Raw genomic sequence first — 21,766 nt, 5'->3', positions numbered from 1 at the left:
GACGGCCGGGGGCGGGGGCTGCATGGCAACTGGCACGAGACGAACGCTCGTCGCGCTGATCGCGGCGGGAAGCACGCTGCTTACCGCGTGCGCCGGCCCACCGTTTCGCGCGGCGCCGCGCATCGACCCGCACGCGCGTTGCGAAGCCCTCTTCGCCCGCGTCGATGCCGTCGTGGCGCGCGAAGGGGTCGGCGACGCGTCGGCGACCCGCATCCGCGGCTTTCCGCACCTGAGGGTCGATCGCCTGCTCGCAAGCTTCCGCACCGAAGCAACCGGCGACGCCGCGGTGCGATTCTGGGCGGGACGACTCGCACGCCTCGACGCCACGGCGCGCAGCGCCGAAATCGCGAACCTTCCGCCGCCGGCACGCGACGCGCTCACCGCCGCAATTCCACAGCCGCACGCCGGCCTCGCAGCGGCGCTCGCACAGTGTCACGACGAACTGCTCGCGGCCGACCTTGCCGACCCCGTCCGGCTCGCCGCGCTGCGCGATGCCGCGGTGGTGCCGGACGACTACAGCACCGTACGGCGCATTGCCGGCCTCTACCCGCTGACGCGGATCCCCTTCGCCGCCGGCGTCCGCGTGTTCGAGCGCGAGACCGCACAAGTCTTCGCGCTGCCGCTCGCCTCCTTGCCCGTTCAGGGTCGGCTGCAGCACTTCGCCCCGCCCGACGAAGCATTGCCGTCGCGACGCGAACAGGCGCGGCAGATCCGCGAGGCAGCGGCGAATCCGCTCGGCGTGCCGTACGTGGAGGGCGAAGCCCTGCGCGTCCTCGCGCTCGCCCATGCGCCGGTGCTGGTAGTCGATGTCGCGGGCGACGACGACCTGATCGGCACGCCGGCGTGGCCGCCGCGAGGCCCGGCAAGAGTCGATCCGTCGCAGCCGGCCGTTTTCTACCGCGCGGCGCACGCGCGCGTCGGCGGGCAGGTGCTGCTGCAGCTCGTCTACACGGCGTGGTTCCCGGCGCGGCCGCCCCGCGGCGCGCTCGACCTGCTCGCCGGACATCTCGACGGCCTGGTGTGGCGCGTGACCCTTGCGCCCGACGGCGAACCGCTGCTGTTCGACAGCATCCACCCCTGCGGCTGCTACCATTTCTTCTTCCCGACGCCGCGCGCACGACCGCGCATCGCCCCGGCCTCGGTCGACGAGTGGCGGTTCGTGCCGCAGGCCCTGCCGCGCCAGGCCGAGCCGCAGCGCGTCGTGCTGCGCATCGCCCCGCGCACGCATTACCTGCAGCGCGTGCACGAGCAGCCCTCTCCGGTGTCGACGCCGTCGTCCCGTTATGCCCTGCAGGCGGACGACGTCCTGCGCCGCCTACCGCTGCCGCACGGCGAAAGCCGCAGCCTGTACGGTCCCGACGGCTTCGTCGCCGGCACCGAACGCGCCGAGCGCTTCCTCTTCTGGCCGATGGGAATCGTCAACCCGGGCGCGATGCGCCAGTGGGGGCGGCACGCGACCGCGTTCGTCGGGCGCCGTCATTTCGACGATCCGCGCCTGATCGACGAGCGCTTCGAACTGCTCATCGATGGCGAGGATTTTCCGCCGTCAAACACTCGTTGACGTCGTCGCGTCGCCACGCGATTCTTGTTCTTGCTCAAGGCGGCAGCGCTTGCGGCTCCCTAGCATTTCCAACCAGCGGACACTTGCCGCACCCACCCCCACCCCCGGAGGATGCTTTCATGAATGAACTGCCGATCATCGACCGTTCCGTATTCCCGTTCGACGCCCGCGGCGTCGCCAAGCGTTTTCGCCACGCCGCCATCTTCGGCGCCCTCGAGTCCCTGGAAGAAGGGGAAACGATGCGTTTCGTGAATGACCATGACCCGCTGCCGCTGCTCGGTCAGATCCAGCAGCGTTATGGCTCGCAGATCAAGATCAATTACGTCGCCCGCGAACCGGGCAATATCGTCATCGATTTCACCGTCCAGCTGAACGCCCAGGAACCCGTGCCGACCGAACCGGCCCCGCGCAGTGCTGGCGGATGTGGTGGCGGTGGCGGCGGCTGCGGTTGCGCCGGGACCTGAGCACATCCCCTTGCACCGGACGCGCGGGGTGCAACATGCACTTCGCCGCGGCCGGATCGCGGCCACCCGCCCGCTTGAACGTCCTCGCGAAAATAGCCTCGTCCGCCCGCCTCGCGCACGGCAGCGCTAGTTGCGAACCCGATCGATCACGATCTCCACGTTCGCCGCATCCGGCGCGACGTTCACCGGCTCCCCTTCAAGATCGCCTGCCTGGGCGGTCGCCTCCCCCTGCTTCGACAATCTCGCTCCGATGCTCAATTGCGCCGGGAGCGGTCCCTTCGCCATGCGTGGTGCATTTTCAAAGCTGAATGACGCGGGCAGTTCGCCCGCGCGCAGGCGCAGCGCCGCCACGGGCATCCCGCCCTCCATCGGGCGGGCGAAGACGAACACAGTGTCGTCCGCTTCGACCTGCGCGGCAAGCTCGGTCGAGATGCTGATCCGGCCGCTGACCTTAAGCGCCTCGTCGACCGCCTCGCCGGCGCTGCGGCCCGTCCGCGCCGCCGCACCCGGGCCCGCCGCTTCCAGCAACGGCATGCCGCCCTTGGAGCGCGCCTCGTTGATGCTTGCGACGACCGCCGCGTAAACGCCTTCGCTGGGGTCCATGTTCGCGAGGATGCGTTCCCAGTGAGCGGATGCGGCGGCGAAGTCCTCGCGCTGGAACGCCGCCGTGCCGGCGAGCGCGAGCGCCTTGAGGTGAGCCGGGTCGAGTTCGAGCGCCCGGCGGATGAGGCGATCCGGGTCGCCGTCGAACCTGCCACCCGCCGCGCCGGCGAGCAGGTCGGCCCAGTCGGCGAGAATGTCCGCCTGGTCCGGAATCTTCGCGCCGAGCTTGCGCCAGGTCGCCGCGGCCCCGTCGAGATCGTTCGTCATCGAGTAGGAGCGGCCGAGCATCATCCACCCCTCGACATCGTTCGGCTCGCGTTCGAGGCGCTGCGCGAGCTGGGCGACCAGCGCCGACATCTGCTCGGGCGTGATCTGGTGTTCCTGCTGCGCGGCGATCTGCGCCGGATCGAGCCCGCGCGGTTCGCCGAGCGCGAGGTAGAACAGCACCGCGAGCGCCGGCAGCGCGACGACGATCGCAACCGCCCATGGGCGTGCCGGCCGCAGATCGGCGCCGCTTTCGGCCGCGCGCCCCTCTTCGAGCGCGCGCTGTTCGAGCTCTTCGCGCGAGCGCTGATAGTCGGCCTCGGCAATGTGGCCGGCCGCATGTTCGGCCTCCAGCTCCGCCAGTTGCTCGCGCAGCACGACGAGCACGGTTTCGGCCTGGCGCTGCCGGTGCGCCTGTTCGCGCGCGCGGCTCCCGCCACCGAGCAGCGGCGGAACGACAAGCAGCAACGCACCGGCCACCAGCACGGCGGCCAGAATCAGGAAGGGAATCACGAACGGGGCTCCTCGGAGGAAGGGGACGTGCCAGGGGACGTGCCGTCGAGCAGGGCGCGGGCGCGGGCACGCTCGTCACGCGTCAGGTGCGGCGCGCTGCGGACCTCCGCGGCGCGGCGGCGCAGGCGCCATCCGAGCCAGCCCGCACCGGCGACGAGCAGCAGCGCCGGCCCCAGCCACAGCAGCAGCGTCGTGCCCTTGAACGGCGGAAGGTACAACACGAAATCGCCGTAGCGGGCGACGAGATAATCGACCACCGCCTCTTCGCTCTTGCCGGCCGCCAGCTGCTCGCGGACCTGGTTGCGCAGGTCCAGCGCGAGCGGCGCGTTCGATTCGGCGATCGACTGGTTCTGGCACACCAGGCAGCGCAGCTTGTGCGACAGATCCATGACGCGCGCTTCGAGCTGCGGGTCGGTCACGAGCGGCACGGCTTCGTCAGCGGCAAGAACCTGCGGCGCGGCAACGGCGAGGATCAGCGTGAACAGCACGGCCGACACGGCCGAAGGCAGCAGACGCCAGAAGGAGGATCTAGCTCGCACGCGACAGCTCCGCGATCTTCGGCAGCAGCACGTCGCGCACCGCCTCCCGGGTGACCGGCCCGATATGCTTGTAGCGGATCACGCCCTGCCGGTCGATGAGGAAAGTCTCGGGCACGCCGTACACGCCGTAGTCGATCCCCACGCGGCCATCCGCGTCGACGACCGACGCGGTGTAAGGGTCGCCGTGCGCTTCGAGCCAGGCGATCGCTTCGGGGCGCGTGTCCTTGTAATTGAGGCCGACGAGCGGCACGACCTTGTCGCGCGCGAGCTCCATCAGCACCGGATGCTCCTCGCGGCAGGACACGCACCACGACGCCCAGACGTTCAGCAGCCACACTTCGCCGCGCATGTCGGCGACGCCGAGCGCGGCGTCGGGGGCAGCCAGTGTCGCGAGGCGGAACTGCGGCGCCGGTTTGTCGACCAGCGGCGACGGCACCTCGCGCGGATTGAGCTGCAGCCCGTAACCGAGAAAACCCGCCAACACGAGGAATAACGCGAGGGGGACGAGAAACTTCGCTTTCATTGTCGATTACTCATGTCGTGCGGCGCGCCGCGCCGGCCGGCGCTTCACGCTCCGCGAGGCGGCGGTAGCGACGATCCGAGGCGGCGAAAACGCCGCCGACCGCCATCAGCACGCAGCCGAGCCATACCCAGCTGATGAAGGGTTTGTAGAACAGGCCGACGACCCAGCTGCCGTCGTCGAGGCGGTCGCCGAGGTTGACGTACACGTCGCGGAACGGGCCGATGTCGATCGACGCCTCGGTCATCGGCATCTGCTGCGCGACGTAGAAGCGCTTCTCCGGGTGCAGCGTCGCGACCGGGAGACCACCGCGCGTCACCTCGATCGTCGCCCGCGCGGCGTCGTAGTTCGGCCCCGGGGCGTCGGCGACACCGCGGAACGTGAAGGTGTAGCCGGCGAGCTGTGCAGTCTGGCCGGGCTGAATCCTGACGTCCAGGCGCTCGTTGAGACTGCCGGCCATCGTCACGCCGATGATGAAGACGCCGATGCCGGCATGCGCGAGCCACATTCCCCACCACGCTGACGGGATGCCCCGCAGCACCGCCGCGGGGCTCGCGCCGCGACGCTCGGCGAAGCGGCTCATCAGCAGCCGGGCACTGCCGAGCAACACCCACGACGCCAGCACCAGGCCGAGCACGGTGCGCACCGTGACGTGCCCGACCGCGAACGCAACGCCGAGGCCGATCGCGATGCTCGCCATCATCACCGGCAGCAGCGGCCGCAGCACGCGCCCAATGCCGTCCCCTTTCCAGCGGACGAACGGCCCGAGCACCATCAGCACCACGACCGGCGTCATCAGCGGCACGAACACCGCCTCGAAGTACGGCGGCCCGACCGAGATCTTGCCGAGGTTCAACGCGTCGAGGAACAGCGGGTAGAGCGTCCCGAGCAGCACCGAACCCGTCGCCACTGCGAGCAGGACGTTGTTGCCGAGCAGCGTCGCGTCGCGCGACACGAGGCCGAAGCTGCCGCCGCCTGCGAGCTTGGGCGCGCGCCACGCGAACAGCGTCAGCGAAACGCCGATCACCAGCACCAGCAGCGCGAGGATGAACAGGCCGCGACGCGGATCGGTTGCGAACGCGTGCACCGAGGTGATAACGCCCGAGCGGACCAGGAAAGTGCCGAGCAGCGACAGCGAGAACGCGCTGATCGCGAGCAGAATCGTCCAGCTGCGGAACGCGCCGCGTTTCTCCGTGACCGCGAGCGAATGGATCAGCGCGGTCCCGAGCAGCCACGGCATGAAGGACGCGTTTTCGACCGGGTCCCAGAACCACCAGCCGCCCCAGCCGAGCTCATAGTAGGCCCAGCCCGACCCGACCGCGATGCCGGCGGTGAGGAACACCCACGCGACCGTCGTCCACGGCCGCGACCAGCGCGCCCAAGCGGCATCCATGCGGCCGCTGAGCAGCGCGGCGATCGCGAACGCAAACGCGACCGAAAAGCCCACGTAGCCCATGTACAGCAGCGGCGGGTGGATGATCATGCCCGCGTCCTGGAGCAGCGGGTTGAGGTCGCGCCCCTGCGCGACCGCCGGCAGCAGGCGGTCGAAAGGGTTGGACGTGACCAGCGTGAACGACAGGAAGCCCGCGCTGATCCAGCCGAGCACGCCGAGGACGCGCGCCATGAAGGCGTCGGGCAGGTTGCGGCTGAACACCGTCACCGCCACCGTCCACAGCGACAGCGACAGCGCCCACAGCAGCAGCGATCCCTCGTGGTTGCCCCACACCCCGGTGATCTTGTAGATCAGCGGCGTGTCGGTATGCGAATTGACTGCCGCCAGCTGCAGCGAGAAGTCACTCGTGACGAAGGCCCAGGTCAGGCAGCCGAAGGCGAACGCGATGGCAAGGAACTGCCCCTGCGCCGCCGGCCGCCCGACCGCCATCAGCGCGATGCGGTTGCGGTTGGCGCCGATCATCGGGACGACCGCCTGGACGAGCGCGAGCACCAACGCGAGAATCAGCGAGAAATGGCCGAGTTCGGGAATCATTGGGCCACCGTCTGTGCCGCTTTCTTGGCCTGATCGACGGCGTGCTGCGCCTCCGGCGGCATGTAATTTTCGTCGTGCTTGGCGAGCACTTCGGACGCCTGGAACTGGCCGTCGGGGCCGAGCGTGCCCTGCACCACCGCGCCCTTCCCTTCGCTGAAGAGGTCGGGCAGGGAGCCTTTGTAGGAGACCGGAATCACTTTCGCCGTGTCGGTGATCGCAAACTGCACGGTCACGCCATCGGCTGCACGGCGGATCGAGCCGGTTTCGACCATGCCGCCGATGCGAAACGCCCGGCCGACGGGCGCCTTGCCTTCCGCGACCTCGGTGGGCGTATGGAAGAACACCAGGTTCTGCTGGAACGCGTTCAGCACCAGCGCCACCGCACCGACCAGCAACGCGACGGCGCCGGCCACGAGCAGCAGACGTTTGCTACGGGGTTTCATTCAACGATCTCCTCAAAAGCACGCTGCCCGCCGCTGCCGCCCGCCCTCGCGCGACGCAGCCTGAGCAGACGCCGCAGGGCGTCCTTACGACGGCGCATGACCATGATCAGTTCCCCTGCCACCAGCAGCGCCGTGATGCCGTAGCTGCCCCACACGAACGGCGCCGCACCGCCCATCTGCCAGAACGCGCTCCATGACTCCCACTGCATCAGATCCTGCCCTCCAGCGCGTCGAGTTCGGCCGCGACCCATTCGGCGTGACGTTCACGCTCGAGAATCAGCGGGCGCACCCGCCACAAGGTCACGGCGATCGTGTAGGCCCATGACGCCAGCGCCATCACGAGCATGCCCGCGAGCATCGTCGCGGCCATCGAAGGTGCTTTCGTCAGGCTCACCGACGCCCCCTGGTGCAGCGTGTTCCACCACTTCACGGAGAAATAGATGATCGGCACATTGACGGCGCCGACGAGGGCGATGATCGCGCCCGCCTTGTCGGCACGGCGTGGATCCTCGATCGCTTCGGTCAGCGCCATGAAGCCGAAGTACAGGAACAGCAGCAGCAGCTGCGACGTCAGGCGCGCATCCCACACCCAGTACGCCCCCCACGTCGGCTTGCCCCACAGCGCGCCGGTCACCAGCGCGACGACACAGAACATCGCCCCGGTCGGCGCCAGCGCGCGGGCCATCATGAACGACAGGCGGGTGTTCATGACCAGTCCGACCGCCGACCAGAACGCCATGATCAGATACACGAACATCGACATCCACGCCGCCGGTACATGGATGAAGATCACGCGATACACCTCGCCCTGCTGCGCATCGGTCGGGGCAACGAAGAACGCGAGCCACAGCCCGATGATCGTGAGCACCGCGGCGGCGCCGGCGAACCACGGCGCCAGGGCGCCCGCGAGCGGGTAGAACAGCTGGGGTGCCGCGAAGCGAAACAGGCTCTTGCCGCGTTCAGGTCTTTTCATCTCTTTCATCATTCGACTGCGATTCTGAGCGCCGCCGCGCATGCGACGGGCGCCAGCGCCAGCGCCCCGAGCAGCCCGCCACCGAGCAGCAGGATATGGGCGTCCGCCCCGGTGCCGGAAAGGTGGGAATCCACCGCGCCGGCGCCGAAAATGAGCACCGGAACGAACAGCGGCAGGACCAGCAGCGCGAGCAGCATGCCGCCGCCGCGCAGCCCCAGCGTCAAGGCCGCGCCGACCGCGCCGAGCAGGGCCAGGATCGGGGTGCCGAGCGCCAACGATAGGACGAGGACCCCGAGCGCTCCTTGCTCCACGTCAAATAGCAGCGCCAGCGCGGGCGCGACGAGCACGAGCGGCAGGCCGGTGGCGATCCAGTGCGCGACGACCTTGGCGACGACCCACAGCACCGTCGGCTCCGGCGACAGCAGCAGCTGCTCGAGCGTGCCGTCGGCGTGATCCTGCGCGAACAGGCGGTGCAGCGACAGCAGCGTCGCGAGCAGCGCCGCGACCCACAGCACGCCGGGCGCGATCGAACGCAGCTGGTTGGTTTCGGCGCCGATGCCGAACGGAAACAGGCACACCACGACGACGAAGAACGCGAGCGTGACCAGCACGTCGGCCCGGCCTCGCCATGCGAGCAGCAGATCGCGACGCAGCACTGCAGCAAACGGACCCAGCGTACGGCTCAAGCGGCCACCTTGGAAAGATCGAGCACCGTCGGCGGTGCGGCAAAAGGGGCGTCCTGATGCGTCGTCAGGATCACGAGACCGCCCGCGGCGCAGTGATCCGACAGCGTGGTGGCGAGATCGGCGACCGCTGCGGCGTCGAGCGCGGTGAATGGTTCGTCGAGCACCCACAGGCTGCGGCCGATGCCGAGAAAAAGCCTCGCCAGCCCGACGCGCCGGCGCTGGCCCTGCGACAGCACGCGCGCCGGCAGATCGAGCTGGTCGGCGAGGCCGATGCGCACGAGCGCGTCGACGCAAGCATCCTCGTCGACCTCGTCGCCCGCCGCGGCACACGTGAAGCGCAGGTTTTCGAGCGGCGTGAGCAGGTCGTTCAGGGCCGGCGCATGGCCGAGATAAAGCAGCGTGCGATGGAAGGATTCGCGGTCGCTGGCGATCGGCCGGCCGTTCCAGCGAATCTCGCCCGCTTCGGGATGCGCGAGCCCGCACAGGATGCGCAGCAGACTGGTTTTGCCGAAGCCGTTCGGACCAGCCACTCTCAGCATGGCACCGGGCGCCACCTGCAGGGAGAGGCCACGGAACAACAGGCGGTCACCCTTCAGACAGGCGAGATCGGCGGCATAAAGCATGGGCGTGGATTTAACCACAGAGCGGAGCGCTCCGGGAGGCTGCTTGAGTGTCAAACAGCGCGGTTTCGCTGCCGGAAGCGAAACCGCGCTTCAGGATCACCGGAACTCGCTCACTCCGGTTTCGCCGCGGCCGACATCTGACCCACCCCATCACGACAGCGCTCGAGCGCGGCCCCTCACAGGCGTGAAAGTTCCAGGGTACGGGTGTCGCCGATCCACGCCTTGTCCAGCAAATCTCTGACGGCCCGGGCACCCGGCGCATCGCTGCGCTGCTCGTAAAGCCGCATCAAGCCGAACAGCGCCCAGCCATTGTTGGGCGCGCGTGCCAGGCTCGAGCGCAGCACGTTCTCCGCATTGTCCAGGTCGCCGGCGAGCAGCAGTGCCGCCCCGAGGGACTGGCGCGTCGGATAGTACCAATAGGGCGGCTCGGTGTAGGCCAGCCCATCTTCCAGCGCGACCGCCGCTTCGAAATGGCGAACGGCGCGCACCGGGTCCCGGTTCGCCTGGGCGATGCGCGCACGCAGCACCTGTTCAGCGAGGCGCAGCACGTCCTTCGCCGGCACGCCGCCGGTGACCAGGTCGGCAAAGTCGTTTTGCTGCCCGAGGCCGACGATCGCATCGACTTCGGCCTGCGCCGCGCTCACATCACCGGCGCCGGCCAGGCCCACACCGCGTGCGTAGTGCCACATCGCCTGCACATAGGGGAAGTCCGCACCCGGATCGGGCAGGCCGAGAATGGTCTTCGCGTCACTGAACTGCGCGTGGGCGAAATAGGGCGCGGCCATGATCGGCTGCACCCAGGGGATGTTCTTGGCCGCCGCATCGGAGACGATTCGGACCAGCTTGGTGGCGGACTCGATGGCGGTGGCGCCATCGCCGGCCATCTGTGCGGACACCATCAGCGAGTGAACGTTGTGCGGATAGTAGGCCTGCGGATAGATGCCGACCGGCGCCGAACGGGCGATGTAGGTCTCGTCCGCACGCACGGCCTGCCGGTTCGCCTCGATCGCCTCCTTGTACATGCCGACACGGAAGAAAGTGTGGAACGGCATATGCACGACATGCCCGGCGCCCGGCATCAGCCGGCCCAGACGTTGCGCGTAGGGCACGGCGCGGGCAGGATCGCTGGAGCTCTCGGTGAGATGGATGTAGTAGTGAATCGCGCCCGGATGATCCGGCGTCTTGCGCAGCACTTTCTCCAGCAGGCCGACGATCTCGGCCGCGCGCCCCTTGGGTCGAAAGCCGCCGGCTTCCCAGTAGTCCCAAGGCTGCCGATCCATCAGGGATTCGGCGTAGGTCAGCGTGATCTGGTCGTCGTCGGAATAGCGCTCCGCAACCCGCTGCATCGCGTCGGCATAGGCTGCGTCGAGCGCCGCGCGGTCTGCCTGCGGATCCCGCGCGTAGCGCGCCGTCAGCGCTTCGATCAAGGCGCGTTCCTTCGCGCTCGCCCTGGCCGAGAGCCCTTGCGCCTTGTTCACCGCATCGAAGGCAGGCGCGACAGCAGCGGGGTCCATCGGAGCGTTGATGTTGGGCCCCAGCACGAGCGCTTCACCCCAGTAACACATCGCGCACTCAGGATCGAGCGTGCGCGCCTTGCGAAATGCGCGCAGCGCCTCGCCATGGTTGAAGGCGTAGGCAAGACGCAAGCCCTGGTCAAAGAACTGCTGCGCGGTTGGTATGGAAGTCGTGATCGGGTAGTGCAAGGTACCCAGGTTGTTCATGAGCAGCGGGTTGGCATCAGCGTGGGCGATCGACTCCGCCTCCGGGATCGCTCTGCTGAACGGACCGACTTCGGTTCGCGCCGGCTTACGGCCGCCTTCCGCTTGCGCCATGGCGAGCCGGAAGAAGGTCTTGTATTGGGGTCCGCTGCGTTGCGGCGCACAAAACGGCACGCCGATCGTCGTCAGCAGCGCGGAAGTATTGGCTATCCGCGAAGCCTGGTACTCGCCGAACGCCATCGTACCGATCAGGCCAGCGCCGATCAGGGTAGTGATGAGTAGCTTGCGTTTCAACATGGTCGGGTTCCTCCGCGAAAAACGCTACCTGACAAGCGCCGCTTGCAGTGGGCGAAAAGAATCCTTCTGAATGAGTCGCGTCCTCAGCCGTCAATCTGACTTCAACATAGACTACGGCTTGGAAAAATGAGGGGGCCGGCCGGATATCGCTGCGCGAGGCGCGCAGCGATGCGGGGATCGATCGGCGCTCAGCGCTCGCCGCGGTGGTTCGCAACCGCCCATACGGCCGCCTCGACGCGCGAGCGGAAGTTGAGCTTGCGCAGCACGTGCTTGACGTGCACCTTGACGGTGCCTTCGGCGATGCCCAGCTCGCGGGCGATCAGCTTGTTCGACAGGCCGGCCGCGATGCGCTCGAGGATGCGCTGCTCCTGCTCGGTGAGGCCCGCATCGGTGACGCTGTCGGGACGCTTTTCCCGGCGCAGCGCTGCCGCCATCAGGTGGGTCAGCGCCTCGGACACGACGATGCGTCCCGCTGCCGCGGCCTGCAGCGCCTCGACCATCTGCTCCGGCTCCATGTCCTTGAGCAGATACCCGTCGGCGCCCGCGCGCAGCGCCGCGACGAGGTCCTCGGCGGCATCCGAGACGGTGACCATCACGACGCGCGTGTCCAGATCGGCCTGGCGCACGAACTTCAGCACCTCGAGCCCGGACATGTCCCTCATGTTCAGGTCGAGCAGCAGCAGGTCGGGGCGCAGATGCAGGATGTGCGCGATGCCCTCCTTGCCATCAGCCGCTTCGGCGACCAGGAGGAAGCCGGGCACGGTGCGCAGCAGCTGGATCAGTCCTTTGCGGAACAGCGGGTGGTCATCGATGATGACGACCGATTGGGGAGTGTCGTTCCTGTCGTTCATTGCGCCTCGGCAGTGGGTGCGGGTGACGAAGCCTCGTGCCGGGCGGCCGGGTCGAAGCGGACACTGACGCGCGTGCCGCCGTCGGGAGGGGGCACGATCTCGAGCACCCCGCCCAGTCCCCGCGCCCGCTCGGCCATGATCGCCAGGCCGTAATGGTGCGGTTCGGTGGCAGCGGCCGGCCGAATGCCCTTGCCGTCGTCCTCGATGATCACCCGGACGCCGTCCGGATGGCCGAACAGCCCGACGCGGATCGAGCTCGCGCGGGCATGGCGCGTCGCGTTCGACAGCGCCTCGCGAATGATGTGCAGCACGTGGATTTCCTGGTTCGGGTTCAGATGGCACACGCCGAGGCGGATCTCCAGGTCGATCGGCATCCCGCTGCGGCCGGCGTACTCCTCGACGGTGCTGCCGAGCAGGCGGGCGAAATCCCCCTCCATCTGCAGGCGGAAGGTCGACAGCAGCTCGCGCAGCTGCCGGTACGCGGCGTTGATGCCGCCCTTCATGTCGGCAAGGATGTCGGACGCGTCGTCGCGACGCTCGGGCCGCTGCAGCGCCGACGATAGCAGGCTCGCCTGGATCTTCATGTACGACAGCGACTGCGCCAGCGAGTCGTGCAGTTCGCGCGCGATGATCGAACGCTCCTCCTGCAGCGCGAGGAGCCGCTCGCGCTCGCTCTGGTGCGAAATGCCCAGCGCGATCCCCATGTGGCGGGATACCGCTTCGACCAGCGTGTGCTGCCACGCGCGCAGCCGCTCGCCCGGCGGCAGCGCGAGCCGCATCATGCCGTAGAGGTGGTCGGCATCGCGCAGTGGCACCAGGAACACATCGAGGTCGCCTTCACGGCGATAGCTCCACGGCATCGTCCGCCCGGGGCAATGGGTACACTCCTCCTCGCTGCGCGAGCGGGCCGGACAGTCGCCCATCGTCGTCGAAAGGACCGTTGCGACGCCGCCGTGCTTGGGCTGCACGCAAACGAAGCTGCCCTTGAGCCCGAGCACCTGTTCGAGATCCTTGAGCGTCTCGGCATACGTCTCGGGCGAGGCCGGGGCGTGATAGAGGCGCGCGATGACGTGGTACAGCAGCTCCAGCGCGCGGTTGCTGCGCATCAGGTCCGCGGTCTTCTGCTCCACCCGCTGCTCGAGGTCGCAATAGACGGTCGACAGCTCGTCGGCCATCGCGTTGAACGCCGAACCCACGCGGCCGAGTTCGTCGCGCCCGGTGTAGCGGCTGCGGGCGCGGAAATCGCCGCTGGCGATGCGTGCGGCGCAGTCGCGCAGCTCGGTCAGCGGCATGAACACGCGCTGGCGGATGACGCAAAGCGCCGCGACCATGACGACCATCACCATCCCGAGCGCGACCGCCAGCGTCATGCGCAGCTGCTCGATGCCGGTCTCGGTTTCCTGCTCGAGCACCGCCACCAGCGCGTCGATCTGCGCCGTGAATGCGTCGACGTCGGCGAGCAGGTCCTCGTAGAACAACACGTCGGGACTTTCGCTCGCGAGCTCCGGCGCCCCGAGCAGGCGCGGCCTGAGGTTCACATACCAGTCCGCGTGGATGCTGCGGTAAACCGAGGCGAAGACGCTGCCCGGTTCGTGTTCGAGCACCTTCTCCAGCGTCGCATGGCCCAGCCCGGCCTCGAACGCACCGATCGCCGCTGCGACTTCGGCATGTCCGGTACGGCCATCGAGGGCTGCTGCGAGCGCGACGCTGGCTGCGCGATGAGCAAGACGGCGCAGTCCGCCCGCCGCGTTGACCGCGCTGCCGCTGCCCTGGACGGTTTCGACGATGACCGCCGAGGCGCCGATTCCGACCAGGCTGATGAACGCCACGGCGACGAACGCCAGCACCAGCAGCAGTTGCGTCGCGCGACCCGCGATCGAGGCGCGCACACGGCCCATGACCCTGACGCCAACAAGGACATCCGCATTGCCGGCGCTGTTCACACCCATACCCCCTTTTCCCCGGGGTTGCTGGCCATCGCTACCATGATTCCGTATAAACCATTTGCGTCAATGACTTGCATTTATTCCCCTATACCTCCAAGGAGGTATCCCCAGTTTGCCTGCCCGACCCGTAGTGGGTCGATCGTCACGTGGAGCGTCTAGACTGCGGCCTGCATCCCTGAACACGAGCATCTCGAAGGAGCACGACAATATGGCGACCGCTATCCAGACCCCGGCGTTCCAGTCACTTTCCTGTCTTGAACCCTTCAGCAGCCTCGATCCGGCAACGCTACAGCGCCTCTCGCGAGGAGTGCGGGTCTGCCGTGCGTCGCGCGGCGAAATGCTGATGCACCGCGGCGCGCGTCCGGCCGGCATGTACGCGGTCATCGAGGGCGAAGTCAAATTATTCCTGATCTCCAGTGCGGGCGCCGAGAAGATCGTGCGCCTCGCGGGCCGGGGCGATTCGTTCTGCGAGGAGAACATCCTGTCCGACACGCCGCAGACGCTCGCGGCCCAGGCAACGCGCGACAGCGTGGTGCTGCATCTGCAGCGCCCCGCGCTGCAGACCGCGATGGCCGCGCACCCGTCGCTGACGCAGGCGCTGATGGCGCGGCTGTCGGAACGGATGGGCGAGCTCGTCGAAGGGATGGAGCAATGCATCCAGCGCAGCTCGACCCAGCGCGTCGCGCATTACCTCGTGCAGCATGCCGACTGCAGCGCACCGCATGCCGAAGTGCGCCTGTCGTGCGACAAGCAGACGATCGCCTCGCAACTCAACCTGACCCCGGAGACTTTCTCGCGCGTCCTCAACCGGCTCACCCGCGACGGCATCATCGTGCCGCGCGGCCGACGTTCAATCACGCTCACCGACCTGCGCAGCCTGCAATCGATCGCCGCCTGACCCCCGAGGCCGCCCGGCGTGCGGCGCCAGGCCTGACTCAGCCGAGTGTCTCGATCGGTCGCACGGCAGCCAGATTCGCCTCCGCAGCGAACCAGCGCACCAGCATGCGGTAAGTGTCGAGGTCGAAGCGGCGCGCCGGCAGGTTGCCGAGCAGCGCCGCGAGCGCCTCAGCGCTGTCCGCGCTGCCGAGATGACACCAGTGGTCGACGACATGGAAAGCCTCGCGCCCCGAATGCGCACAGCGCTCCTCGATGACGACCGCGCCGGCCCACGGCCACGCGCGCAGCGCCACCGACTCCAGCGCGCCCGCGAGGCGCGCATCGTGCGCGGCGATGCTCTCCTTGCCGGCGCACACACCGGCGCAGCGCCGCGCCTCGTGCGCGCCGCAGGCGCCGCTGCCGCCCTCGAGACCGAGACGGCGCGGACATAGCTGGTAGAGCTGGGCGAGTTCACGCAGCAGGCTGTCGGCCTCCTTGCGGGTACGAAAAGTGCCGTGGACCGCTTCCCAGGCCGCCGGATCGGTCGCATGCAGCGGCACGCGCTCGAAGATCGGTGCGCGCTTGCGCTGTGGCACGAGGCGCAGGCCGAACACCTCTTCGCCGCCGACCGCCGGCCGTGCATGAAGCGGCCGACGCGCCCTGAGCAGGTCGGCTTCACGCAGCGACGCGGCAAACTCGCCGGCAGTCTCCTCCCATTCCACGCGGCGCACCTGGCGCGCCAATCCCGCCTCCCGGCCGTCGCGGCCGCCGGCCGAAAAATGCTCCATGACCCGCGCCCGCAGGCTCGCGCTGCGCCCGACGTACAGCAGCCGGTCGCTGTCGCCGAAGAACGAATACACGCCCGGCGCGTCCGGCACGCCCTCGAGCGCCCCTTCGGGCAGTCCGGGCGGCCGGGCCGGCAGCTTCATCGCCCGCTCGCATGCGTGCGCGAGCACGTCGGCGGAAAAGGATCCGGAGACCAGGCGCGCAAACTGCCACAGCACGTCGGTATCGCCCATCGCGCGATGGCGCGCGCCGCACGTGAAACCGTGGCGCTCGATCAGCGCGTCCAGCCCGTGACGGTGGTGTTGCGGGTACAGCGCGCGGGAAAGCTTGACGGTGCACAGCACCGACGCCTCGAACTGCTGGCCGAGGCGGGAGAACTCGTTGCGGATGAAGCCGTAATCGAAGCGCGCGTTGTGGGCGACGAACACCGCCCCGTCGAGATGCCCGCGCACGCTGTCGGCGAGTTCGGCGAACGTCGGTGCCGCGGCGACCATCTCGTCGGTGATGCCGACCAGACGCTGGATCAGCGACGGGATGGGGCGCTCCGGGTTGACGAGGCTCTCCCAGCGCGCGACGATTTCACCGCGCTCGATGCGCAGCACGGCAATCTCGGTGACGCGGTCGGACACGGGGTTCGCGCCCGTCGTCTCGACGTCGATCAGGACCAGCGAATCAGGAAGCGACATGGCGGCATCGGTCAGACACGTTCGTGCGTCCGACCCGCTCCACAATCAGGCGTTGCGTGCCGCGGCGCGGGTGGCGCGCGTCAGTGGTTGATATCGTAGTAATAGGGCTTGACCGGCACTTTCGACTGGTCGAGGCGCGCCTGCGCGACGACGTCCTGCGGCTTGTCCCACCACAGGGCGCGGCCCTTGCGCTGTTCCTCGATTTCCTGCGGATGCTTCGCCAGCCACTCGCGCATGAATTTGGTGTGTTCGGATTCGTAGATCGCCATGCATTGCTCCCGGAAAGATCGGCAATTGTAGGCGAGCGTCCCGAATGCGCCAATCGCGATCGGTGTACCGCAGGCCGCACCGCAGCCTCGCCGCCCGGTCAGCTGCGCACGTCGCCCTTGAGCCGCCCGATCCGCACGACTTCCGGCACCCGTCGCACGCCGCGCATGACTTTTGCCAGATGCATCCGGTCGCGGACCTGCAGCACAAGGTTGATCGCGGTGTAGATGCCCTGCTCGTTGTCCATGCTGACGTTCTGGATGTTGCAGTCCTCCTCCGAGATCGCGCTCGCGACCTTGGCGAGGACGCCGCGGGTGTTGCGCGTCAGCACGCGGATCGTGACGTCGAACAGGCGGTCTTCGCCCGTCTCCCACTCGACGTCGACCCAGCGTCCGCGGTCGCTGCGCAGCTTCGCCACCACCGCGCAGTCGTGCAGGTGGACTTCGAGGCCCTGGCCCTTGCGGATCATGCCGATGATCGGGTCTCCCGGGATCGGCTGGCAGCAGCGCGCGAGCTGCACCGCGATGCCCTCGCTGCCGCGGATCAGGATCGCGCCGGCGGGCTTGGGCTTGATGACGTTCGGCCGGCCCGATTCGAGGTCCTGCGCCTGCGCGACGCGGCGCGCGACGATGACCGGCAGGCGCCGGCCGAGGCCGATGTCGGCAAACACTTCCTTCTTGCTGCGCATGCTGCGGTCGCGCAGGAAACGCTCCCACGCGAAGGTGCTGATCTGTCCGAGCGTCAGCCCGTGCGGGCGCAGCGCCTGGTTCAGCAGCCGCTCGCCGAGGGCGACGGATTCTTCCTGCTGCGCGCCCTTGAGGAAGTGGCGGATCTGCGCGCGCGCCTTGCCGGTGCGCACATACGCGAGCCAGGCCGGGTTGGGATTCGCGTGCGCGGCGGTGATGATCTCGATCTGGTCGCCGTTGTGCAGTTCGGTGCGCAGCGGCATCAGGTCGCCGTTGACGCGGCAGGCGACGCAGCGGTTGCCGATGTCGGTGTGCACCGCGTAGGCGAAATCGACCGGCGTCGAGCCTTTCGGCAGCGACAGGATCCTGCCCTGCGGCGTGAACACGTACACTTCGCCGGGGAAGAGATCGATCTTGACGTGCTCGAGGAACTCGGTCGCGCCGCCCGAGGCCGACTGCAGTTCGAGCAGCGACTGCAACCACGAATGCGTCTTCTGCTGCAGCTCGGTGAGCGTCTTCTCGTCTTCCTTGTACAGCCAGTGCGAGGCGACGCCGGTCTCGGCGATGTGATGCATCTCGGCGGTGCGGACCTGCACTTCGACCGGCGTGCCGAACGGTCCGATCAGCGTCGTGTGCAGCGACTGGTAGCCGTTCGCCTTCGGGATCGCGAGGTAGTCCTTGAACTTGCCCGGCACCGGCTTGTACATCGAATGCAGCGCGCCGATCGCGAGGTAGCAGCTCGGCACGTCGCGCACGATGACGCGAAAGCCGTAGATGTCGAGCACCTGCGAGAACGACAGCCGCTTCTCGGCCATCTTGCGGTAGATCCCGAACAGGTGCTTCTCGCGGCCCTGCACTTCGGCCGTGATGCCCCATTGCGGCAGACGCTCCTCGATGCCCTGCAGCACCTTGCCGACGACCTCGCGGCGGTTGCCGCGCGCCGCCTTGATCGCGCGCGACAGCACGCGGTAGCGCATCGGGTACTTGTGCTCGAACGCGAGCTCCTGCAGCTCGCGGTAGAGATTGTTGAGGCCCAGCCGGTTCGCGATCGGGGCGTAGATCTCGAGCGTCTCGCTGGCGATGCGGCGCCGCTTTGCGGACCGCACGCACTGCAGCGTGCGCATGTTGTGCAGGCGGTCGGCGAGCTTGATGAGGATCACCCGCAGGTCGCTCGCCATCGCCAGCAGCATCTTGCGGAAGTTCTCGGCCTGCGCTTCCTCGTGCGAGCGGAACTCGATCTTGTCGAGCTTGGACAGGCCATCGACGAGCTCGGCGGCGGTGCGGCCGAAGCGCTCGGCGATCTCCTGCTTCGAGATGTGCGTGTCCTCCATCACGTCGTGAAGGAGGGCGGCGATCAGCGCCTGGGCGTCGAGGTGCCAGTCGGCGACGATGTCGGCGACGGCGACCGGATGCGAAATGTACGGGTCGCCACTGATGCGCAGCTGCCCCTCGTGGGCGCTCGCCGAGAAGTGGTAGGCAGCCTCGACCTTCTCGACATCCTCGGGACGCAGATAGGTCCCGAGCTTCTTCCTGAGCGCGATGAAATCAGACGACACGGGGGGGCCGGACGGCGAACCGAAAGGGCCCGGAGCGGGAATCGCTGCAGCGTCCATCGGCTGTTCCCTCCCCCCGCAGGGGTCAGGCCTGCCCGCGATTGAGGACTTCCAGACCGACTTTTCCGGCCGCGATTTCGCGCAGCGCGATCACGGTCGGCTTGTCCTTGTCGCCCTTTTCAATCTCGACCTGAGGCGTGGAGCCGATCGTGATCTGGCGCGCGCGGTAGGTCGCGGCCAGCGTGAGCTGGAAGCGGTTGGGGATCCTTTTCAGACAATCTTCGATCGTGATGCGAGCCATGGTTCAGTCCTGTTCAAGAAAATCGAAATACTGCAGATGTCGCGCGTGCTGGTTTGCATAACGCAAGCGCGAAGCCCGCACGACCGCGACGAGGTCGTCGATCGCACACTGCAAGTCGTTGTTGAGTATAACGTAGTCGAATTCCCCGACATGACGCATCTCGCCGCGCGCCCCGAGCAGCCGCCGCATGATCACGTCGTCGCTGTCGGTGCCGCGCCCGCGCAGGCGGGCTTCCAGCTCTTCGAGCGACGGTGGCAGGATGAACACGCCGACGGCGTCGGGAAAGCTCTTGCGCACCTGCTGCGCGCCCTGCCAGTCGATTTCGAGCAGGATGTCTTGCCCGGTCGCGATTTGCTGTTTCAACCAGACCTTCGAAGTAGCGTAGTAGTTTCCATGCACTTCGGCCCATTCGAGGAACTCGCCGCGATCGCGCAGCGCGCGAAACGTCGCGACATCGACGAAGTGGTATTCGCGTCCGTCCCGCTCGCCGGGACGCGGATCGCGCGTCGTGTAGGACACCGACAGATTCACCTGCGGATCGCGTTCGAGCAGACCGCTGACGAGCGTCGTTTTTCCTGCACCCGACGGCGCAGTGATGATGATCAGGGTTCCGGGCATGTCTTCGTCGTGCCGACCCGCAGGCGGCGCACTCTCCGTCGTTTCTTGCAGGATTCGCTTACCGGGATGAAAGTATCCGCGGGGCCGATTGTGCCAGCCCGTGCCGCCGATCACCAAGGGTCCCCGCGTCGAAGCCGGCCGGCGCCGGGGGCAAAGACGTCGATCCCTCGCGCGCAGCGGGATTCGACGGAGCGCGAGTCAGGCGTTACCCTGTCCCACTTTGCTGCGCCGGACTCCTGACGATGAACTCTTTTTTCGCGTGTAATGTCGCGCACCGACCCCCATAGCCTCCTCGGTCTGTCCCCGGGCGCCGGGGAACGCGAAATCAAGCACGCTTTTCGCCGCCTCGCGATGCGCTGGCACCCCGACCGCAATGCCGATCCGGCCGCGATCGAGCATTTCAAGCGCCTGCGCGCCGCCTACGAGGACCTTCTCGCCGGACATTCACGCGGCCGGGCGCCGGCAGCGGCGCGCCACGCCACGGAGGCCGGCGATGCGCCTCCCGAAGCCCCGCCGCGCGGGGCCGACCGTCACGAGGACTTGGTGCTGAGCGTGGAAGAAGCGTTCGCCGGCGGCGAGAAAGCGTTCACGATCGCCGATGAAATTCCGTGCGATGCCTGTGGCGGCAGCGGCGAGGAAGTGCTGCGCCATACCCGGCTGTGCGCCACCTGCCACGGCTCGGGACGTGTCCGCCATGGCAGGAGCCTCGCCCCCTGCGGCGATTGCGGGGGCCGCGGCTATCTGAGCAGGCAGGCCTGCGCGGCCTGTCACGGCAGCGGGCAGGCGCGCGCAGCGCGGACGCTCCGTGTCTGGATTCCGGCCGGCGTCCTCGACGGCGACGAACTGCGGGTCGCCGGGGCCGGCGAAGACTGCGATCGCGCCGGCGGCGAGCCGGGAGACCTGGTCCTGCGTGTCGTTCTGGCGCCGCACGCGCTGTACCGGCTCGACGGTCGCGACCTGATACTGAGCCGCCCGGTCAGCGCGTTCAGGATGCTGCTGGGGGGCGAGTTGCCGATTCCGCTGCCGGACGGCGTTCGCCACCTGAAGCTCGAACCCGGACGGGCGACGACGCGCGAACTGAGGGTCAAGGGTGCCGGTTTTCCCGGGCGCGCCGGACAGCGCGCAGGCGCCCTGATCGTGCGGCTGGTCCCGGTGCTGCCCGAAGCGCCCGACGCGGAAATCCTCGCCCTGCTCGATCGCGCCGAAAGCCGCCTGCAGAACACCCTGTCCCGCCACTTGCCGGATGTGGCAAGCTGGGAAGCGCGCTGGCTCCCGGACATCCCCGAAACACGCTGAGCTCTCCGGCCGTCCCGTACGGTCCAATCGACAGAAAACCTCCATGATTCTCGATATCGATTTCGTTTCCGACTTCGTCTGCCCGTGGTGCTTCATCGGCAACGAGCGTCTGCGCCAGGCCATCGAGGAGGTCGGCCACGGCGTCGCCGACCTCGAAGAAATACGCGTGAACCGGCTGCCGTTCTTCCTCGATCCGGACACGCCGGCAGCCGGAGTGCCCTATCGGCCGTTCCTCGACGCGAAGTTCGGCGGGCGGCGCCAAGCCGACGAAGTCCTCGCCCGGATCGTGGAAGCCGGCGCGCCCGATGGCGTGACTTTCGCTTTCGATCGCATCGCGACCCGTCCGAACACGCTGAAGGCGCATCGCCTGACTTACCGGGCACAATCGCTCGGCCACACCCAGGAACATGTCAACGCACTCGGCCACGCGTTGTTCGCCGCCCATTTCCGCGACGGCCGCGACCTCGGCGATAGCGCCACGCTCGCGGATATCGCTGCCGCGGCCGGTGACGAGCGCGAAACCGTCCTCGCCTATCTCGAAAGCGACGACGATGCGGCGGCGGTCAGGCGGATGGCGGGCCAGATCCGCAAGCAGGGCATCACCGCCGTTCCGTTCTTCATCTTCAACCGCAAACTCGCGGTGTCGGGCGCGCAGTCGCAGGCGACGCTGGGCGCCGCGATCCTGCAGTCGCTGCACGCCTCGTAAGGC

The 21,766-nt window shown here is 68.2% G+C and carries 22 protein-coding genes; 5 read left to right on the top strand and 17 right to left on the bottom strand.

The annotated features are described in order from the left end of the window. The first annotated feature begins 22 nt into the window (after positions 1 to 22). Together pbN1_RS10490 and pbN1_RS10485 are read left to right on the top strand one after the other, a co-directional pair. Complete coding sequence (locus tag pbN1_RS10490) at positions 23 to 1,561, top strand: hypothetical protein (RefSeq protein WP_169201614.1); 1,539 nt, start codon at positions 23 to 25, stop codon at positions 1,559 to 1,561. 119 nt (positions 1,562 to 1,680) lie between these two features. Continuing rightward, entirely contained in the window at positions 1,681 to 2,025 is a 345-nt protein-coding gene (locus pbN1_RS10485; protein ID WP_169201615.1) for a DUF2249 domain-containing protein, read from the top strand. A gap of 126 nt (positions 2,026 to 2,151) precedes the next feature. On the opposite strand, the gene ccmI is transcribed toward pbN1_RS10485, so the two are convergent. The 12 genes from ccmI to pbN1_RS10425 all read right to left on the bottom strand — a co-directional run bounded on the left by ccmI (position 2,152) and on the right by pbN1_RS10425 (position 13,991). Beyond that, entirely contained in the window at positions 2,152 to 3,405 is a 1,254-nt protein-coding gene (gene ccmI / locus pbN1_RS10480; RefSeq protein WP_169201616.1) for a c-type cytochrome biogenesis protein CcmI, read from the bottom strand. Beyond that, entirely contained in the window at positions 3,402 to 3,944 is a 543-nt protein-coding gene (locus pbN1_RS10475; protein WP_210147462.1) for a cytochrome c-type biogenesis protein, read from the bottom strand. The genes ccmI and pbN1_RS10475 overlap by 4 nt, the downstream gene beginning before the upstream one ends. Continuing rightward, on the bottom strand, positions 3,934 to 4,467 hold the full coding sequence (locus pbN1_RS10470; protein ID WP_169201617.1) for a DsbE family thiol:disulfide interchange protein: 534 nt from the start codon (positions 4,465 to 4,467) through the stop codon (positions 3,934 to 3,936). The genes pbN1_RS10475 and pbN1_RS10470 overlap by 11 nt, the downstream gene beginning before the upstream one ends. Before the next feature lie 10 nt (positions 4,468 to 4,477). After that, positions 4,478 to 6,451 carry a heme lyase CcmF/NrfE family subunit gene (locus tag pbN1_RS10465; RefSeq protein WP_169201618.1) on the bottom strand — a complete coding sequence of 658 codons (1,974 nt, stop codon included), beginning with the start codon at positions 6,449 to 6,451 and terminating at the stop codon, positions 4,478 to 4,480. Continuing rightward, positions 6,448 to 6,894, bottom strand: a complete 447-nt coding sequence (gene ccmE / locus pbN1_RS10460; protein WP_169118890.1) for a cytochrome c maturation protein CcmE — start codon at positions 6,892 to 6,894, stop codon at positions 6,448 to 6,450. Before ccmE ends, pbN1_RS10465 begins: the two co-directional genes overlap by 4 nt. Beyond that, positions 6,891 to 7,103 carry a heme exporter protein CcmD gene (gene ccmD, locus pbN1_RS10455; protein WP_169201619.1) on the bottom strand — a complete coding sequence of 71 codons (213 nt, stop codon included), beginning with the start codon at positions 7,101 to 7,103 and terminating at the stop codon, positions 6,891 to 6,893. The genes ccmE and ccmD overlap by 4 nt, the downstream gene beginning before the upstream one ends. Further along, positions 7,103 to 7,867: a heme ABC transporter permease CcmC gene (ccmC, locus tag pbN1_RS10450; RefSeq protein ID WP_041647124.1), complete on the bottom strand. Its 765-nt coding sequence runs from the start codon at positions 7,865 to 7,867 to the stop codon at positions 7,103 to 7,105. Before ccmC ends, ccmD begins: the two co-directional genes overlap by 1 nt. Before the next feature lie 8 nt (positions 7,868 to 7,875). Further along, positions 7,876 to 8,553 (bottom strand): heme exporter protein CcmB, encoded by a 678-nt coding sequence (gene ccmB / locus pbN1_RS10445; protein ID WP_169201620.1) that lies wholly within the window; start codon positions 8,551 to 8,553, stop codon positions 7,876 to 7,878. Continuing rightward, positions 8,550 to 9,176 (bottom strand): cytochrome c biogenesis heme-transporting ATPase CcmA, encoded by a 627-nt coding sequence (gene ccmA, locus pbN1_RS10440; RefSeq protein WP_169201621.1) that lies wholly within the window; start codon positions 9,174 to 9,176, stop codon positions 8,550 to 8,552. The genes ccmB and ccmA overlap by 4 nt, the downstream gene beginning before the upstream one ends. A 176-nt stretch (positions 9,177 to 9,352) precedes the next feature. Beyond that, positions 9,353 to 11,134: a tetratricopeptide repeat protein gene (locus pbN1_RS10435; RefSeq protein ID WP_244856906.1), complete on the bottom strand. Its 1,782-nt coding sequence runs from the start codon at positions 11,132 to 11,134 to the stop codon at positions 9,353 to 9,355. Positions 11,135 to 11,379: 245 nt separating this feature from the next. Next, entirely contained in the window at positions 11,380 to 12,042 is a 663-nt protein-coding gene (gene narL, locus pbN1_RS10430; protein ID WP_169201623.1) for a two-component system response regulator NarL, read from the bottom strand. Beyond that, positions 12,039 to 13,991 carry a histidine kinase gene (locus pbN1_RS10425; protein WP_211161371.1) on the bottom strand — a complete coding sequence of 651 codons (1,953 nt, stop codon included), beginning with the start codon at positions 13,989 to 13,991 and terminating at the stop codon, positions 12,039 to 12,041. Before pbN1_RS10425 ends, narL begins: the two co-directional genes overlap by 4 nt. A gap of 205 nt (positions 13,992 to 14,196) precedes the next feature. Between pbN1_RS10425 and pbN1_RS10420 the strand changes: the two genes are divergently transcribed. Beyond that, positions 14,197 to 14,886, top strand: a complete 690-nt coding sequence (locus pbN1_RS10420; protein ID WP_169201624.1) for a Crp/Fnr family transcriptional regulator — start codon at positions 14,197 to 14,199, stop codon at positions 14,884 to 14,886. A 37-nt stretch (positions 14,887 to 14,923) separates the two neighbouring features. On the opposite strand, the gene pbN1_RS10415 is transcribed toward pbN1_RS10420, so the two are convergent. The 5 genes from pbN1_RS10415 to gmk form a co-directional block, all read right to left on the bottom strand. Further along, positions 14,924 to 16,336 (bottom strand): exonuclease domain-containing protein, encoded by a 1,413-nt coding sequence (locus pbN1_RS10415; RefSeq protein ID WP_169201625.1) that lies wholly within the window; start codon positions 16,334 to 16,336, stop codon positions 14,924 to 14,926. A gap of 80 nt (positions 16,337 to 16,416) precedes the next feature. Further along, complete coding sequence (locus pbN1_RS10410; RefSeq protein ID WP_053420776.1) at positions 16,417 to 16,605, bottom strand: DUF3460 family protein; 189 nt, start codon at positions 16,603 to 16,605, stop codon at positions 16,417 to 16,419. 98 nt (positions 16,606 to 16,703) lie between these two features. Further along, a complete protein-coding gene (locus pbN1_RS10405; protein ID WP_169201626.1) occupies positions 16,704 to 18,902 on the bottom strand; it encodes a RelA/SpoT family protein in 2,199 nt (732 codons plus the stop codon). 25 nt (positions 18,903 to 18,927) lie between these two features. Continuing rightward, positions 18,928 to 19,143 carry a DNA-directed RNA polymerase subunit omega gene (rpoZ, locus tag pbN1_RS10400; RefSeq protein WP_169201627.1) on the bottom strand — a complete coding sequence of 72 codons (216 nt, stop codon included), beginning with the start codon at positions 19,141 to 19,143 and terminating at the stop codon, positions 18,928 to 18,930. Between the two features lie 3 nt (positions 19,144 to 19,146). Next, positions 19,147 to 19,761, bottom strand: a complete 615-nt coding sequence (gene gmk / locus pbN1_RS10395; RefSeq protein ID WP_169201628.1) for a guanylate kinase — start codon at positions 19,759 to 19,761, stop codon at positions 19,147 to 19,149. Positions 19,762 to 20,025: 264 nt separating this feature from the next. On the opposite strand from gmk, the gene pbN1_RS10390 reads away from it, so the two are divergent. After that, complete coding sequence (locus pbN1_RS10390; RefSeq protein ID WP_169201629.1) at positions 20,026 to 21,057, top strand: DnaJ C-terminal domain-containing protein; 1,032 nt, start codon at positions 20,026 to 20,028, stop codon at positions 21,055 to 21,057. 43 nt (positions 21,058 to 21,100) lie between these two features. Beyond that, positions 21,101 to 21,763 (top strand): DsbA family oxidoreductase, encoded by a 663-nt coding sequence (locus pbN1_RS10385; RefSeq protein WP_169201630.1) that lies wholly within the window; start codon positions 21,101 to 21,103, stop codon positions 21,761 to 21,763. Positions 21,764 to 21,766: the final 3 nt, after the last annotated feature.

Source organism: Aromatoleum bremense (assembly GCF_017894365.1).
Lineage (GTDB): Bacteria > Pseudomonadota > Gammaproteobacteria > Burkholderiales > Rhodocyclaceae > Aromatoleum > Aromatoleum bremense.
This window is presented reverse-complemented; position numbering and strand designations above follow the sequence as displayed.

Coding starts and splice junctions, on each gene's coding strand:
- pbN1_RS10470 (WP_169201617.1), bottom strand. CDS start 4,467: ATGAAAGCGAAGTTTCTCGTCCCCCTCGCGTTATTCCTCGTGTTGGCG.
- pbN1_RS10390 (WP_169201629.1), top strand. CDS start 20,026: ATGTCGCGCACCGACCCCCATAGCCTCCTCGGTCTGTCCCCGGGCGCC.
- narL (WP_169201623.1), bottom strand. CDS start 12,042: ATGAACGACAGGAACGACACTCCCCAATCGGTCGTCATCATCGATGAC.
- pbN1_RS10410 (WP_053420776.1), bottom strand. CDS start 16,605: ATGGCGATCTACGAATCCGAACACACCAAATTCATGCGCGAGTGGCTG.
- pbN1_RS10405 (WP_169201626.1), bottom strand. CDS start 18,902: ATGGACGCTGCAGCGATTCCCGCTCCGGGCCCTTTCGGTTCGCCGTCC.
- gmk (WP_169201628.1), bottom strand. CDS start 19,761: ATGCCCGGAACCCTGATCATCATCACTGCGCCGTCGGGTGCAGGAAAA.
- pbN1_RS10485 (WP_169201615.1), top strand. CDS start 1,681: ATGAATGAACTGCCGATCATCGACCGTTCCGTATTCCCGTTCGACGCC.
- ccmC (WP_041647124.1), bottom strand. CDS start 7,867: ATGAAAAGACCTGAACGCGGCAAGAGCCTGTTTCGCTTCGCGGCACCC.
- pbN1_RS10425 (WP_211161371.1), bottom strand. CDS start 13,991: ATGGGTGTGAACAGCGCCGGCAATGCGGATGTCCTTGTTGGCGTCAGG.
- ccmA (WP_169201621.1), bottom strand. CDS start 9,176: ATGCTTTATGCCGCCGATCTCGCCTGTCTGAAGGGTGACCGCCTGTTG.
- pbN1_RS10490 (WP_169201614.1), top strand. CDS start 23: ATGGCAACTGGCACGAGACGAACGCTCGTCGCGCTGATCGCGGCGGGA.
- pbN1_RS10415 (WP_169201625.1), bottom strand. CDS start 16,336: ATGTCGCTTCCTGATTCGCTGGTCCTGATCGACGTCGAGACGACGGGC.
- pbN1_RS10420 (WP_169201624.1), top strand. CDS start 14,197: ATGGCGACCGCTATCCAGACCCCGGCGTTCCAGTCACTTTCCTGTCTT.
- pbN1_RS10465 (WP_169201618.1), bottom strand. CDS start 6,451: ATGATTCCCGAACTCGGCCATTTCTCGCTGATTCTCGCGTTGGTGCTC.
- ccmD (WP_169201619.1), bottom strand. CDS start 7,103: ATGCAGTGGGAGTCATGGAGCGCGTTCTGGCAGATGGGCGGTGCGGCG.
- pbN1_RS10385 (WP_169201630.1), top strand. CDS start 21,101: ATGATTCTCGATATCGATTTCGTTTCCGACTTCGTCTGCCCGTGGTGC.
- pbN1_RS10435 (WP_244856906.1), bottom strand. CDS start 11,134: ATGGCGTTCGGCGAGTACCAGGCTTCGCGGATAGCCAATACTTCCGCG.
- rpoZ (WP_169201627.1), bottom strand. CDS start 19,143: ATGGCTCGCATCACGATCGAAGATTGTCTGAAAAGGATCCCCAACCGC.
- ccmE (WP_169118890.1), bottom strand. CDS start 6,894: ATGAAACCCCGTAGCAAACGTCTGCTGCTCGTGGCCGGCGCCGTCGCG.